This is a genomic window from Halostagnicola larsenii XH-48 (assembly GCF_000517625.1).
In the GTDB taxonomy this organism is placed as follows: Archaea; Halobacteriota; Halobacteria; order Halobacteriales; family Natrialbaceae; genus Halostagnicola; species Halostagnicola larsenii.
In genome coordinates this window covers 1,577,649-1,593,405 of the sequence record NZ_CP007055.1, presented here as the reverse complement: position 1 = coordinate 1,593,405, position 15,757 = coordinate 1,577,649, and the positions used below count along the sequence as shown (strand labels likewise).

Below are 15,757 nucleotides of genomic sequence, written 5' to 3'. Positions count from 1 at the left end.
CTACGTTCTCGTCAGCATCAGATAGGTTACTGTCGCGTACACCAGATACAGCGGGCCGAACGCCGCGAACCCCCACTCGTGGAGCGGTTCGACGTTCGGGATGGCGATGCCGAGACCGGCCATCAGGGCGCCGCCGGCGTGGAGCGCGTATCGGTCTCGGTCGCGGATGTGGTAGGCCTTTAGGGTCTCCCCGGCGACGACGTACGCGATCCCGAGCATCACGAGAACGAGGCCGAGCACGTAGGCGGTCATCGAAAGGTAGCCGAGGTCCGGAAGGAACGGCGCGGTGACGAACTGGACCGCGAACGCCCCGGCGTACACGACGAGGATTTGAAAGCCGACGTTCGGAGCCTCGCTTCCGGGTCCCCACGAGCGGCTGTCGGACCGCCAGTAGAGAGCCCCACCGAACGCGCCGAACAACCCGAACCAGATCACGAAAAACCAGTAGCCCGGGAGGCGCTCGAGGACGACGAACTGAGAGAGCGCACAGCCAACGGCGATCAGTACGCCGAACAACAGCCATTGCTCGGGCGCGTTTTCGTAGCGTTCCGCGATACCCATCGCGTCCTTGATGCGATCAAGGTCGCGCTGGAGATCCGCGGGTTCGATGTCCTCACTCATTGGTCCGTGTTGTGTGCACGTAATAGTTGAACGCGTCGGTGTAGCTCGGTTCGACTATTTCGGCGGTCACGCCGGTACCTGTCGCCGTTTCGAGACTGGCAGACGTGATGCCGTCAGCGAGAAAGCCGCGACGTTCGTCGCCGTGATAGAACAGCGTGCCATCGGCGACGAGCGACTCGAGCGTCTCGGTATCCGAGCCGGCACCCACGATGCGCACGACCGGGGGCACGCCGTCGAGTAGCTCCGTGGGCGTCCCGACAGCGGTGATGCTACCGTCGTTTACGAACGCAATACGCGTTGCGAGGTCCGCATCGACAGGTCGGTGGCTCGTCGTAACAACTGTCCCACCGTCTCGGACTCGGTCCCGAATGGCGCGGTGGAACCGTTGTACCATCGAGAGGTCGACGCCGGCGGTGGGCTCGTCCAGAAGATACAGCGGGGTATCGATAGCGAGCGCGAGGGCAAGCTCGAGTTTCCGTTTCATGCCCTCGGAGTAGTGTTTGATGCGCTTGTCAAGGTCATCTGCGAGCCCGAGATCGTCGACGAGATCGCGCCACCGGTCCGTGAACGCGGGGTGGAGTCGCGCGTAGAACGCCGCGGTCTCGCGGCCGGAGAGACTGTCAACACTCGCCCCGCCCTGTAACAACAGCGAGAGGCTGTGGCCGCCGTCTTCTCTCACAGGATCGCCGAACACGCGAACGTCTCCGGCGGTGGGATTGAGACTCCCAGCGAGACACGATAGCAGGACCGTTTTTCCCGTGCCGTTGGGCCCCATCAACAGCAGAACTTCGTTCTCCTGTACAGCGAGGTCGATACCGTTGAGGATGCCGTCATCACCGAATTCCTTGCGGAGATTACGTGCCTCAATAGCGGGCGTGTCGACGCTCATTTGATTTCACCCCGATACAGCGAGTGTCGAGTTGCGAACACGGCAACGCCGACCCCAGCTGCGGCGTACGCCGCGAGGAGTGCGACGAAGACGGGTGAGACAGGTGCGCTCGGTGCGGCGAGTCCGGCCTGGGTCCAGTCACCGACGGGAACGAGGTGATACACCGCGAGCCGAGTGGCAAGCGCGTTCGGCACGTAGTTGACGAACTCCGCGCTGGAAGCGACCATGCCAGGCTGGATGCCGTTGTACCCGGTAAGGAAGAACGCGATCATGACCACGCTGATGGCGATGATGCTAGCGAATTTCGCTTCGGGCACAGCCGCGACCAGAACGACGGCGAGGCTCGCAGCGAACAGGCCGAGTGCGAACAAGCTACACAGCGCGACGGGAATGGAACCGGCCGACTGAGTGCCGTACGTCGCGCCGGTAGCCCACCCGACGCCGAGGACCGCGCCGGCCGCGCCGAGTGCGAACACGTAAGCGGCCGCGAACCGCCCGAAGAAGTCCGCGCTCGGGAGGACGGGAAGCGCTCGAAACTGCGCGTACCGACCCCCCTCAACGTCGTCGACCAGCGACTGTGAGAACGTGTTCAGGAACACGATCAGCGCTGCGAACGTCCCGTAGGAGATCGCGTTGGTCGCCTTGACGACGCTCGCCACCTCCGCCGACAGTGTGCTGGTATCGATGAAAAGGTACACCGTCATCAGATAGAACATCGCCGGAAACGCCACCGCCCAGAAGACGACGGCACCGTTTCGTCTGAGCGTTCGAAGGGATCTGACGGCGAACCCGGTGGTCTGTTCGAAGAAGCGACCTGTAGGTGGGCCACGATGGTTCTCGGCGCTCATACCAGTTGGATCGATACCCTCTCACAAATAAGTTTGTGGCGCAAAGTAACTTTGCAACGCAAACACCTCGTCAACAAACGATGGTCTGCTTGTACATTGCTGAGCTTGTACAGTGATGACGCCAAATTTCGCGAGAAAGAAGCCTTAGACGAGGGTGCTCGAGTCGAAGACTCGAGAGAGGAGTTGTCGCTCGACCGCGCGGAGATGCTGTGTGAACGTCGCTCGAGAGGCGCCGAATTGGAGGTGATTTCGGTGGTGTTGTGTTCCCGCGCCCGCTCGAAGTACCCGGAGTCGTAGGCGAGTTCGACCGCCTATCGTCGCTTGTCGGTCATCGACACGAGGAGATCACCCACCGTCGTCGTATTCGTCGGATGTCGGTTCGGCTGGATCGAACCGACGCGAGCGTCGGGACACTGTTCCTCGAGCGACGACGAGAGCGCGTTGACGCCCCCGCCTTCGGGACAGACGACCGTGACGGTCACCCGTCCGTGATCGACGACCGTGTCGAGAACGCTGCTCCCGCGTTCGGCCAGCAGCCCCTCAGGTGTGGGAGTGGAGGCGACCAGTTCGCACCGTCCCGTCCCCGCGTCGATCGTCGCCGACGCGACGCCATCGACATCTCGTCGGAGTGAGGGACGAGGTCGCGCTTACGGTGACCGACACCGCGACCGAGACGCTCACCACCGGCGACGCGGACGAACACACCGCGACCACCACTGCCGAGGATGCTGACGGGGATCCGATTGCAGAGGCGACCGTCACGATCGGCGAGCACACCGCGGAGACAAACGCCGACGGGATTGGGACTGTCGCCCTGGAAGCCGGTGAGTACACGGTGACCATCGAGGCCCCCGGTTTCGAGTCGACGAGCGAGACGCTGCCAGTTGCGGGCGGCGACGCGGTAAGCGTCGCGTCGCTCGAGTCGACCGCCGAGGCGGATGACGTGGCGCTGTCAGTGGTGTGGCCGGGCGTCGCTGCGCTGGTCCTCGTCGGATCGGTTTGCTACCGCCTTCGAGCCCCTACATTGGTTGCTCGTCGGGACTTCTCGAGTTCGGCCCACTGGGGAGACACACGGGCCCTGTGACGGTGTGTCTGGACGACAGACTTTCACCTCGAACGTCGTTTTGAACCGAATAACATAACCGGTGACTCGAGAATCCACCTCCCAATGCGGATCCTCCGGGTTGCCCAGAAGGTCTATCCCGACGTGAAAGGCGGCGGACTTTGCCATCCAACTAGTATCTAAATTGGAGTTTATCGCATCTAGTTATGACCCATATGTATACAACGACAAGGGATAATAGTCAAAATATTCAATAGATGCTTTGAATCTGAATAGTAAATCTTTCATTGTCCCTATTTCGAAAGCAGATGGGGGAAATGGAGTCATGCTAAGGCCAGATCTTGCATATAACCGATTCAGATCCATTGGTCTGAAAAAATTAATGTGTACATCTGGGATCCAGAAATGTGTATCATTCCAATTTGGGTGTAACCGTCGGAGATCTCTTCTGGAGGGGACAATGACAATTACAATTCCAGTATCCTTGATCACACTCGCCGCATCAATAATCAACTCAAGTGGATTCAAAACATGCTCCAGCACATTATCAATTACTACAACATCAAAAGCTTGGTCAACTTCTGCTGGCTCAAAAACCTTGTCTATGACATTCAAACCACCTTCAGTTGCTATATCAGCACGTATATTGCTCGGTTCAAATCCGACATATGTGTGATCTTTTTTCTCAAGTAATTTTCCCAATCCGCCATAACCAGAACCGATCTCAAGAACATCTACATTTGATCCGCAACTCATCTCTATCAGGTTTGATATGTATTGGTGGCGCTTTCGGGGTTCTGGAATTTTTGTATGTCGCGCGTGTTCTATCTCTGCATTTGCCTCTGAAGCAGTGTCTTCACCGGGGTCAAAAACATAGAGAAAACCACACTTGTCGCATGTCCCTATAGAATAACCATTGTACTGGTTTGATAATGATCTCTCTGAGGATCGGCATAAGGGACAGTCTCTCAGGTTTTCCGCGCTCATAAATTACAATACTATTTAGGTATCAAAACCTCTTTGATCAACTTGTTCTAGCATACTTCCGCTCCGCCTCAGACTAAACTATAAAGCGATCGTAAGTAGGGTTGAGCCATAACGAGAAATACAAAAGCAGCAAAACGTAAAGCCATTAGCCTTAGTAACAGTTGCTGAAAACGAATGTTGAGTATACCAACTTTGCAAGTAATTCTACACGCATGGAAGTTAAGCAGTTACCCACAGTCATGAGAACAACTTTAGCGAGAAAGACTCAAATCTCACTGGAGTACGATGACTGATGGATCATTCTCTGTTCTAATTAGCGTTTACGAAAATGATGATCCAGAACACTTAGACGAAGCCCTTAGAAGCATCGTTGAGCAATCAGTAGAACCCGAGGAGATTGTTCTCGTTGCGGATGGCCCCCTTCCTTCTGAGATAGAACAGACCATCGAAAAATTCACTTCAGCGCATCCAAATGTTTTTACTCTTATCCAGCTGGACTCCAATCAAGGTCTCGGTATAGCACTTCAAACGGGGCTCAAGAAGTGTTCTCATGATCTTGTCGCACGAATGGATGCCGATGACATTTCCGAACCACACCGATTTGAGACTCAAGTCTCATATCTACTCTCAAATCCTAATATTGATGTTGTCGGCAGTAATGTCGGTGAATTCTACGATAACCCCGATAATATCAAAAACGTTAGAAAGGTACCTTCAAGTGCAGCTGAGGTCAGATCGATGGCTCAATTTCGATCTCCAACAAACCATCCAAGCGTGATGTTTCGACGGTCTTCCGTTTTGGAGGCCGGGAATTATCGCTCGTACCGATCAATGCAGGACTACGAACTCTGGGTGCGAATGTTATCTCAGGGGTATACCATTGAAAACATTCCTGAGGTACTCGTAAAGTGCCGGGCCAGTAATGACCTATACGAACGAAGAGGAGGGGTCAAATATTCTCTGCTTGAGCTAGAAATACAGCGAGAATTCCTCCGTATGGACGCTATTTCTCGTGTTACTTTTTTACGGAATATTGCTGTTCGAGTTCCAGTTAGATTGTTACCGAACAGCCTTCGGAGTTTGATCTACCGAACATTCCTTCGAGACGGCGTTGAGACTAACGAGGAGACATCAAGAATATAACTGCGACGTGTTCCATCATGAGCCGAATCAATCGAAATTGCGGTTCCATCTGGACTCCATCTCGGATGTAGGTCACAGCGTTCTGTTCCTTCGAAACCAAACGGCGAAAGAAATCGACCTATCTCAATTACCTCGTTCGTCTCGAGATTCAAAAGGAAAAGATGCCGTTGACGGCTGCGATCGGGGTACGTATCCGTAACAATCCATTGCCCGTCAGGAGAGATAGACGGATGGCCATCGCCGTACTCGTCTAGGGGTTGAACAAGCTCTCGTTCATTGTTCTCAACATTAATAATATGATAGCCATCCCCGTGTCTTTCGGTACGCCCCCAGACTAGTATCTGATAATCGTTCAACCAACAGTAGTGAGAAACAACGCCATCATCCATAATTAGTTGAGTGTCCCCAAGCCTATCAGACACATACAAACGCGAAACACGTCCCTGTGATCCTTGCCATCGATGCAGGAAGACAAACTGGCCACCCGATGGATTGTACAGAACATGATTTAAATAATGGTCTTTGTGATCTACGTCATTATCGATGAGTTCTGAGAGTGGAATTATCAGTTCGCTTGAGTTCGAGTCTGTATTCACTCTCCAGAGCCCGTCTTCAGATGGGTGATGTATTTTCGTTTGATCATCAATGCCGTATCCATAGTCAGGTCGATTTCGATCGAGTCGATGATAGTTGAGAGAGATGAACTCTTGGCCCGATGGAGACATACTTTGAAGGGGTCGATCGTACGTCTTGATATTTGAGCCGGTTGCATCAATCAGATTTGTAATGACGGTTCCATTTTGAATATCATTGTACAAAATTTGGTCAGCGTGCGTCGGATGCCATTGCGTTCTACAACCTTGCTGGAAATTCCATGCACTCGAGGTTGTTATTGATCGAGACGAGTCACGCTGGTATAACTGCAGAGAGACTTGGGCGTTGTTCGTGAGACGATGATACACTAACGAGTCCATTCGTTGACTCCACGGTGAAGTGTCGAAATAGCCAAAGAATTCGCATCTATTGGATGGAGTCGTATCGAAATATTGAGCGGGAGTTAGAAGGGTTGCCTTTGGATGAACATCGAATGTGAAATCCTGGTCACCAAAGAGGAAATAATTTGATCGCTGGTAGATGTGTTTTGCTGCTTGTTTTATTCTCGGAAACCTGTTTAGAGTTTCCGCAATTTTCCGTTCAATAGGATTGAAGCTCATTCGAGTTCGTGAGGTGATACCTTAGCCAGACCAATAGTCGTTTTCGAACTGCGTTACTCAGCGATCCATTATTTATTAACCACAACAGTTTGAGATAGACGCATGGCCATTGATCTCCTTTACATCGTTTCGACGCTCCGCCAGAGTGGACCCACGAATCAACTCTACTACTTACTCGAAAATTTGAGCGAGGAGTTCAATGCCCGGATACTAACACTGTCCCCTGAACCAGAGGATTCAGAACTTGCTCGATTTCGTGAGCTAGATATTGAATACGAGACGCTTGGATTGTCTCGAGTCAAAGGAGCTCTAATAGGGCCAGTTCGTCTTCGGAATGCTGTGAACGAGTACGATCCAGATATAATTCACACACAGGGTATCAGAGCAGATACACTGGTCACTGCGTTCGTCTCTGGGCACCCCCACGTTACAACAATTCGAAACTACGCCTTCGATGATTATCCTGCAAAGTACGGACAGAAGAAAGGGATGCCGATGGCCGTTCTCCACACAAATATATTGAAACGGCTGCAGTACCCGGTTGCTTGTTCGGAGACGATAGCCCAGGCAGTGCAGCCGCATGGAATTGATGCGGCTCCAATTCAAAACGGAGTAGATACGACCTCGTATACTCCTGTAACTCCGTCTGAAACACAGAATCGGCGTGAGCAACTGGGATTGCCAACCGATGGGCCAATCATCATCTCTGTGGGATCCTTGATAGAACGAAAAGATCCAGTAACTGTTGTCCGCGGCTTTTCCCAAAGTAGTCTCAGCGACGACGGTTATCTCGTACTACTCGGTGACGGCCCACTACGAAAGAAGTGCGAACACGCGATTCAGGATACTAGTCGCGTCTTTTTCGAGGGGTGGGTTGACAATGTGGCTGCGTACCTCCAAGCGAGCGATTTCTTTGTCTCGGCATCAAAATCTGAAGGGTTGCCAAATTCAGTGATGGAAGCACTCGCATCCGGCCTCTCTGTCTGCCTCTCAGACATCCAACCACACAAAGAGATCCTCCAGTACGGTGACGTAGGCACTGAATTCGAAATTGGATCTGTTTCCGGTCTTGCAACCGCCCTTGGTTCACTCGTCGAGAAAGAGACAGCGGCGCCTCGAACTGTTGCTACAGATCATCTTAGTGCAGTTCGTATGTCTCGCGAGTATCAACAGACGTATCGAGAACTCGCGCAGGATGTCTAATATGATATTTAATCTACAACATTCTGAGTGAGGTTTGCTTATACGACCGAGCTATCAGTGATATCCAAGATCTTCTAACCGCTGCATCATCTCTTCAGAGTACGTATCGTCTGAACGTTCAGACACAGATCCATGCTGTTGATACCAGCCATCGCGTTTTTCACGTAGCTCATATGCGATATTCTGATTAGATTCTAAGATATCTGTCTCTTCATCTGGTAGTTCAAAGAGCCATTCTTGGTCTTTTCCAGTCCGAAGTTTATGGGATTTGGTTCGAACGACGTCTGATTGTGCGTCTTGAATATAATGTTCGCTATTAAACTCCGAGTTGAATTTCAAATATGGGTCCAAATTAGCAGCAGATGTTTGGGCTACTGCGAAATCACGGCTTTCTGTACGGAGATCAAGTCCTTGCATCGACTCTGTATCAACCCCTGCCTTCTCTGCGAGCGTACGGAGGATATCCACATGTTGCACGAGATCCTGCTCAACGTCTAGCCCGTGTGTGACTAGTGGTACATGGACCAATCCGTCATGAAGAACCAACGTATGCCCGAATACACCATACTCACCAAATAGCTCACCATGATCAGCGGTTACGATAAATATTGTTTTTCGGTTAGATTTTTTCATGACATACTCAATGAGGTCTCCTATCATTTTGTCAGTGTATTTGATCTCAGAATCATACATGGCAGATAAGATCCGCCAGTCTTCGTCTGAGAACTCTGAAAATCCGTTGGCCATATGTTCGTCTTTGTTATCACATATCTCTAAAACACGTCTCGCGGCTTCACGTGGCTCCATATGGAATTCTTCATCGAATGCATCAAGATACGGCAGTGGTGGATAATACGGGGTGTGAGTCTCGTTGTAATGGAGGTAGAAGAAAAATGGGTTATTGGATTGAGTAAAGTCCTGAACCCATCGCTTTGCTATATCATTGATGATATATGGTGTTGAATGAGCATACTTGTTTAACTCGAAACCAGCAGAGTGGGTGCGAATATTCGCAAGAAATTTTGCAGTTGTTTTGAGACCAGCGTTCTGGAGAAGAGTAGAGGCTTGAACGTATTTAAATCGATCAAATCCCCGATCAAGATTCGTCTCAGAAGAGAGGTGAGGATTCCGAGACAAACAGGCCGTTGTATAGCCAACATCCGAGAACAATTCGCTCGCTGTCGGAACTTCAGAAACGAGAACGTTGTTATCAAATCCGGTCTGATGATATGATGGATAGGTTCCAGTCAAAATAGACGTGATTGATGGCAATGACCAGCGTCCGTGAGAGATACAGTGATCATGGTAGTACCCTTCGGGGGAATCAACGATCTGTTGTAATTTTGGAGTCGTGTTTCGTGTTGCACCCCCTGGGGTCACATGATCAGATCGGACAGAATCAAGCGTTATCCAGACTACATTTGGTGGGGACATTCTACTATATCATATGAGCCTTAATAGAGATATTTAGTTTTTGATTCTGTATAGATAGTTTATGAGGGTCCAGAAAACGGAAGTACAATACCATTATATATGCTAATCCTGTGAAAACCCATGAGTTATTGGTGAAATATCTTATTTACAAGTACAGTTGTACAATACTGATGCTTGAAATAGTTTGCTTCGGATTGGATAGATAGCTGTTTATATCATTATATCTATTTAAACATCCAAATTAATATCCAGTAGCTAATTGTGAAACACATAGATTAGAACCAACAAACTCTATATTCTCTGGGTAGAAGCTATTACTTATTAATGTCTGGTGTCAATCTCAATAAACTTGGAGATGGAGATGGAGGATATCCCCAATATCTTTATTACTTGTTGTATATTAGCACATTTTTAGCCCCCTGGTTTGCGCTCTTTCCTACTAGTGCTGGCCTCTATGAAGTTGTCCTTTTAATATTATTTTCCCTCTTAGTTATAAGAGGAAAGGAATTAGTTCTTCCTGACAAATATGTATCTGCTGCTATTCTATTAATAATATTTGGCTATTCAATATCAGTGTTCAATGCACAGGAACCGACAGAAGCAATTAAATTACCTCTCCAGCTCACATTCATATTTATTATACAGTCGTCTGTGTTATACACTCTCACACGAACAAGACGGCAACTATACCATCATGCGATCGCCCTTGTTTTCTCATTATTTGCAATGGTGATCTATTTCGCTATTACAAATATGAGTGATAGTAATTTCATGAACGGACGTCTTATTCTATTCTTTGATAACCCGAATGTCTTTGCGCTTCACATTGCCCCCGCTACCGTCTTAGGAGCTTATATCGCCTATTCAAAGTGGAAACAAGATCGCATACAGCCTATGGTATTGACAGGAGCCATTGCAATTATTGGAATAGCGTTGATAGTATTATCACAATCTAGAAGGGTTTTCATATATTTGTTCATTTCGATTTTCTTGATTGTAGGAACCTCATTTGGACGACGGGATAGGATACTGAATTTGGCCGTGAAGGGCGGAGTAATAGCCCTCAGTTTTGGTGTACTAGGAATCTTATTACTTGCTTCTGGTTTCGTCCCAGACATATTCATAGAACGGCTAAACGTCTTAGATGGCAGGGGATCATTGGATAATAGAATTATACCAATTATTCTAGGTTTTAGGTTCCTAAAAGAAAACTTGATTTTCGGAGCAGGTTACAATAACTTCATGAACCACTTAGACTATCTTGCTATTACACCTCTTGAAAAGCGCTATGCTCACAAACCACATAACATGTTCATTATTCCATTTGTTGAAGGTGGTATTTTCGCAGGATTCGGTATTAGCGCTCTGACAGGGATTATTAGTTGGAGATCAGTCCGCAGCTGGAAATCTGGTTTGTTTGAATACTCAGAGATTGCTTTTGTGTTTGTTGTCTGTACATTTTCATTCTTTGCATCACAAATGTTTGGCGTTTTTTCCCTCCTACGTTTGAATTGGTTGATGATGTTTTTATGCCTAATATCTCTTAACATTGTAGCCGATCGGGGGCAAAGTCCAGAACAAGCTGGTGAGGTATAATAGATCTAAATACAGGCTTTTACTGCCATCTATGAACAAGCTTAATAGCATTCTGGAACGCTTGGGATCCAAATAATGATAGGAATAAAAGAGGATATCCTCTGATATTCTTAGGGTTGTTCCTGATGGCTCGGCAAAATTTCCGTCGGGCGTTATGGATATCTCCTTGTTTAGCCATTTGAAATCCTTCAGTGAGTAAGGAATTAGATAACCATCGCTTGTCAAGGATATCTGAATGCTTTTCATACAATTTAGATTTACCAGCCTTTTTTGCGCTAATATCGGAGGATATCCTGTTTTCATGGATATGATGATTAACAAGTGGGTCTGATACGCCATAGAGAAAGTATCCTTCTTTAAGAATCCGCAAATAAATGTCGTAGTCTTGTTTTGATGGCAGCGATTCATCCAATAGACCAAGTCTAATAAGGATATCTCGCCTTATTGTCACAGAGGAAAACGAGCCAATTTTATTTCTGACTATTATGTCATCTATGACTGTCTTTCCTTCTATCACCTCACTTATAGAATCATCACCTTGGTCATAGACCATGACGTATGAGGTATAAACACCGGCGCAATCTGGGGAAGTGCTTTCGAAAGTATTTACGACCGTTTCGAGATACCCATCATGGAATTCATCATCTGAATCCAAAAATGAGATATATTTCCCACTTGCTGACCTCACACCTGTGTTTCTGGCCGCATTTGCCCCACGGTTCGCTTCATGTCGAATTATATAATACTGCGTAAAGACATCATCGGGGATAGATAATACCTCCTCGAGTTCGCGGTCAGATCCATCATCTACTACTATTAATTCAATATTTGGATACGATTGTTGTGCAACCGAATCCACTGAACGCTGCGTTCGCCGAAAGCGGTTGTATGACGGAATGATAACCGAAACAGTAGGCCTTGTAATTTCTTGCTCTGTTGATTTCATTTCGAACTCTTTCAGACTGGATCGCCGAAGATCGACTGTATACTGTGTTCTTTGATTCACTCCCTAATACGGTATTCAACGTATGGGAATTGCTTGTATCCCGCATATTAAGGTGTGACCTTTATTATGGTTTGTATCTATCTTGCAGTTCGTCTTTGTAGAACTGGTCCATAAACTCAGTATAAAAGCCACCACAACGATTAACTAATAAGTTATGACCGAACGGCAGTAAACATGCTATCTATGGTGAAACCCCAATATCTGTTGCAAAAATTGAGGGACAAATTCTATAGCGGACACCTCCGCTACATAGTCCGTCAAATAGGCCTTAATAAAATTCTTTCTGATCCATACTGGAAATTGGTATATGTTTTCTCAGGAAAAACACAAACACACGACATAGATGGACACAAAATTGAATTTAAAACAGATACGTTCACCGAGTTTATGCGATTCCGGAGTTTTGCTGGGGAGGAAGCCATTCTTAAAGACCTGCTCCAATCCCTTAAGAAGACAGATATTGTTTATGATGTTGGGGCAAATGTTGGTACCTACACGTGCTTTGCAGCTATGAAACTACAATCTCAACAAACGGTAGCCTTCGAACCGGAATCTCGAAACGCAGAGCGATTGCGTGGCAACCTCGAGTTGAATAATCTCGACGCAAGGGTCCTCGAGGTAGCGCTCTCGGATACTAATGGAACAATCGATTTTGCCCTCTCGGGCGATGAGGCTGGGGAAGGAGAGCATGCGATTGCCACTGATCAGGCCACGGAAACAATCGAAGTCGAGACAGTTCGAGGGGATAGAGTCATCGAAGAACGCGACCTCACCCCTCCATCGGTTGTGAAGATCGATGTCGAGGGGGCAGAACTATCGGTCCTCCGTGGACTAAGCGAGACCTTGCGTGAAAACGTCCGTCTTGCGTACGTCGAAGTCCACTCAGAGAAACTTCCAGCCTTCGGCGACAGCGCTCCGGAAGTTCGCGCGTTTCTTGAAGGCGCAGGATTCGATGTTACTGAACTGTCTTCCGATAGAAGCGAATTTTTCTTACGAGCGTCAAAATGAATATGCTTTTCTAATCACTGTGAGTGTTAGAAATTTTGAACATATTATTTCTAAAGTACTATGGAAAACAAGGATATAGTGATATGCTGTCCAATCAGAATGACAAATATAATTTTATTGCCACATACACAATTACCGAGTGAAAAGAAAGAAATATCACAACGATATAGGTGGAGTAACAATGAGTAAATTCGAGTTGTTATTGAAGAATTTCTATAATCCGTTTTGGTGGAAAGATATGGCAATTCCCTACATACAGAAAAACTTAACAAAGAAATACTCTGAATTTCGATATTCTGAATCTGCTCCAGTATGCGAATTAATGAGTGAAGACTGGGATAATCTAATAATTCTTGATGCATGCCGGTATGATCAATTCGAAAGTCTAAACTCATTCTCATCGGATTTGGAATCCCGTAACTCTCTTGGATCAGCAACACCAGAGTTTTTGCGGGAAAATTTTGCAGGGAAAACCTATCACGATACAGTCTACGTCACTGCAAATCCTATGTATAGGACCCAAGGACTCAACGATGTATTTCACGATGTTGTGGATGTTTGGGAATTAGAATGGGACAGTGAACGACGAACAGTACTACCAGAGACTATGAAGGAAAGAACGCTTGAAACATACAGGGACTATCCGAATAAGCGTCTTATCGCTCACTTCATGCAGCCACATTACCCATTTATTGGGGAAGCAGCCGATGTAATAGGAGATCATGCTGGGTACGAGTTTGCCTATAGACAAGTTCAGGGACAAGATGCCATACGCGATGATCCGACAGTATGGTCATTGCTTGAGGACGGTAAAGTAAACGAAGAAAGCGTTTGGAAAGCGTATAACGAGAATCTCAATATCGTCTTGGGACACGTTGAGAATCTCGTCGAAGATTTTTCAGAGAAAACTGTTGTCACCTCTGATCACGGAAACTTGGTTGGAGAACGTGTCCTACCTTTTGGAAGTCGCCAGTATGGACACCCGGTTGGTGTGTACACAGATGCACTTCGGAAAGTTCCATGGGTCGAAATTGAAGGTAACAGACGAAAGGAAGTGAAAAGTGAACCTCCCGAAGATCATATCACGGACGATCATACGACTGAAGCGGACTCAACTGTGACGGACAGACTGGCGGATCTTGGTTACGTTGATCAGTAAGTGCAGTACTCAAGTATGGATTTCTACTAATGGATCAAACAACCGAGGACGGGTCTCAAAAAAACGTAAATAGTGGCAGATCACTTCAAGTCATCTCCCAAGGGGCGTCATTACATTTTGGTGGGAAAATCACCTCGCAAGGCTTAAAGTTTGTATTCAATCTGCTTTTGACTCGAGTGCTCGGTGCGACGCTATATGGCGTCTATACCTACGCCCAAACGTTGATTCAGTTTTTCATGGTGTTTGCTCGCCTCGGTACAGGCAAGTCTATACTACGATTTCTTCCAGAACACTCAGATAATCCCCCCCGTCGCGACTGGACAGTTAGAATAGCCTATCTCACCGCGTTGGCCGCAAGTATCCTCATCAGTGCTGGGCTATACATTTTGGCACCTTTAGTCAATAGTTTCACTCTAAGCACACCCGAGTTAGTGATTATACTTCGAATCCTCGCAATTGCTCTTCCCTTTAATACCCTTATCAATCTCACGGGTGCCATCTTCCGTGGATTGGAACGAGTCGAGTTGCAGATTATAGTTCAAGATTTTACTAAACCACTTATACAAATCGCTATTGTGGCAGTCGCATTCGTATTTGGGTTTTCACTCGTCGGGGTGGTAACAGCGCTAGCCGTTGGAACAGTTCTCACATTCAGTGTGGCAATTTCGATTCTGTATAACCAAACGGATATTCGCCCAACAGGGGACCTATCGAGTGGAAGCTTTCGTCGATTCTACAACTTTTCACTTCCACTTACATTCAAAGATTTGGGGAGTAAGCTCTACACACGAGTCGACATACTGATGGTCGGCTTCTTTTTAACGGGATCGGCTGTTGGGATCTATCGCATATCGGTACTGATGACATCGTTTCTAACCCTCCCATTGTCTGGCATCAACCAGCTATTCCCACCTGTTGCATCTGATCTGCATTCGAATGGCGAGCGGAAAGAACTTGAGGAGATCTATCAAATTCTCACTCGATGGACATTCACGATTGTGATACCACCAGCTCTCGCAGTCATCGTGTTTAGTCAGGAAGTACTCCAGATATTTGGAGAAGGATTTTCAACCGGCTCATTTGTGCTAATTTTGTTTGCAGTAGCACAATTAACAAATTGCTTAGTCGGACCGAGTGGGTTTTTATTGATGATGACGGACCACCAATACCTAAACCTTGCAAACCAGTGGACGCTTGGTGTCTCGAATGTCGTATTGAATTACGTATTGATCCTCGAGTTCGGTTTTATCGGTGCAGCAGTCGCAACAGCGGGGTCACTTGCAATGATCAACGTGATCAGAGTAGTAGAAGTCTGGCATTTCGAAGGAATGATCCCCTATTCTACAAAGTTCTGGAAACCAGTCTTCGCTGGAATACTTACCATTCCGGTTATGTTGGGTTTGGAATTTTATCTCACTGGATACGTGCTCCTCGTCGTTGGGTCAACCTCAGGACTTCTTGTATTCGTCACTCTATTGGTAATGTTTGGGTTTGAGGACGAGGACAAGGAATTTTACTACGAAAACGTCAGACCGTACATGAGGAAATTGGGTATAGTTAACTGAGCGGATTATCCAATTTACTCG

The 15,757-nt window shown here is 47.6% G+C and carries 13 protein-coding genes and 1 pseudogene; 7 read left to right on the top strand and 7 right to left on the bottom strand.

The features are described 5' to 3' along the window. The 4 genes and pseudogenes from HALLA_RS08130 to HALLA_RS19995 form a co-directional block, all read right to left on the bottom strand. The gene (locus HALLA_RS08130; protein ID WP_049952881.1) at positions 1–621 is read right to left on the bottom strand and encodes a hypothetical protein; all 621 of its coding nucleotides are present in this window, start codon (positions 619–621) and stop codon (positions 1–3) included. After that, complete coding sequence (locus HALLA_RS08125) at positions 614–1,510, bottom strand: ABC transporter ATP-binding protein (protein WP_049952880.1); 897 nt, start codon at positions 1,508–1,510, stop codon at positions 614–616. Before HALLA_RS08125 ends, HALLA_RS08130 begins: the two co-directional genes overlap by 8 nt. Further along, entirely contained in the window at positions 1,507–2,358 is an 852-nt protein-coding gene (locus HALLA_RS08120; RefSeq protein WP_049952879.1) for an ABC transporter permease, read from the bottom strand. The genes HALLA_RS08125 and HALLA_RS08120 overlap by 4 nt, the downstream gene beginning before the upstream one ends. A 311-nt stretch (positions 2,359–2,669) precedes the next feature. Then, positions 2,670–2,957 (bottom strand): annotated as a pseudogene (locus HALLA_RS19995) (bacterio-opsin activator domain-containing protein); the annotation flags it as partial. A 29-nt stretch (positions 2,958–2,986) separates the two neighbouring features. Between HALLA_RS19995 and HALLA_RS08110 the strand changes: the two are divergent. Next, positions 2,987–3,442, top strand: coding sequence for a carboxypeptidase-like regulatory domain-containing protein (locus HALLA_RS08110; protein ID WP_049952877.1), 456 nt, complete (start codon positions 2,987–2,989; stop codon positions 3,440–3,442). 183 nt (positions 3,443–3,625) lie between these two features. Here the strand turns inward: HALLA_RS08110 and HALLA_RS19990 are convergent, their stop codons facing one another. Next, entirely contained in the window at positions 3,626–4,408 is a 783-nt protein-coding gene (locus tag HALLA_RS19990; RefSeq protein WP_084568967.1) for a class I SAM-dependent methyltransferase, read from the bottom strand. Positions 4,409–4,693: 285 nt separating this feature from the next. Between HALLA_RS19990 and HALLA_RS19985 the strand changes: the two genes are divergently transcribed. After that, positions 4,694–5,551, top strand: coding sequence for a glycosyltransferase (locus tag HALLA_RS19985; protein WP_084568966.1), 858 nt, complete (start codon positions 4,694–4,696; stop codon positions 5,549–5,551). 1,316 nt (positions 5,552–6,867) lie between these two features. Further along, a complete protein-coding gene (locus tag HALLA_RS08100; RefSeq protein ID WP_049952875.1) occupies positions 6,868–7,968 on the top strand; it encodes a glycosyltransferase in 1,101 nt (366 codons plus the stop codon). Between the two features lie 54 nt (positions 7,969–8,022). On the opposite strand, the gene HALLA_RS19975 is transcribed toward HALLA_RS08100, so the two are convergent. Continuing rightward, entirely contained in the window at positions 8,023–9,402 is a 1,380-nt protein-coding gene (locus HALLA_RS19975; protein ID WP_084568964.1) for a sulfatase, read from the bottom strand. A 324-nt stretch (positions 9,403–9,726) separates the two neighbouring features. On the opposite strand from HALLA_RS19975, the gene HALLA_RS08090 reads away from it, so the two are divergent. Next, positions 9,727–10,998 carry an O-antigen ligase family protein gene (locus tag HALLA_RS08090; RefSeq protein WP_157231346.1) on the top strand — a complete coding sequence of 424 codons (1,272 nt, stop codon included), beginning with the start codon at positions 9,727–9,729 and terminating at the stop codon, positions 10,996–10,998. 19 nt (positions 10,999–11,017) lie between these two features. Here the strand turns inward: HALLA_RS08090 and HALLA_RS19970 are convergent, their stop codons facing one another. Continuing rightward, positions 11,018–11,944, bottom strand: a complete 927-nt coding sequence (locus HALLA_RS19970) for a glycosyltransferase family 2 protein (RefSeq protein WP_084568963.1) — start codon at positions 11,942–11,944, stop codon at positions 11,018–11,020. Positions 11,945–12,187: 243 nt separating this feature from the next. Between HALLA_RS19970 and HALLA_RS08085 the strand changes: the two genes are divergently transcribed. The 3 genes from HALLA_RS08085 (at position 12,188) to HALLA_RS08075 (ending at position 15,736) form a co-directional block, all read left to right on the top strand. After that, positions 12,188–13,012 (top strand): FkbM family methyltransferase, encoded by an 825-nt coding sequence (locus tag HALLA_RS08085; RefSeq protein WP_242406156.1) that lies wholly within the window; start codon positions 12,188–12,190, stop codon positions 13,010–13,012. A 181-nt stretch (positions 13,013–13,193) separates the two neighbouring features. After that, the gene (locus HALLA_RS19965) at positions 13,194–14,171 is read left to right on the top strand and encodes a hypothetical protein (RefSeq protein WP_084568962.1); all 978 of its coding nucleotides are present in this window, start codon (positions 13,194–13,196) and stop codon (positions 14,169–14,171) included. Between the two features lie 29 nt (positions 14,172–14,200). Beyond that, complete coding sequence (locus tag HALLA_RS08075; RefSeq protein WP_084568961.1) at positions 14,201–15,736, top strand: flippase; 1,536 nt, start codon at positions 14,201–14,203, stop codon at positions 15,734–15,736. Positions 15,737–15,757 lie beyond the last annotated feature (21 nt).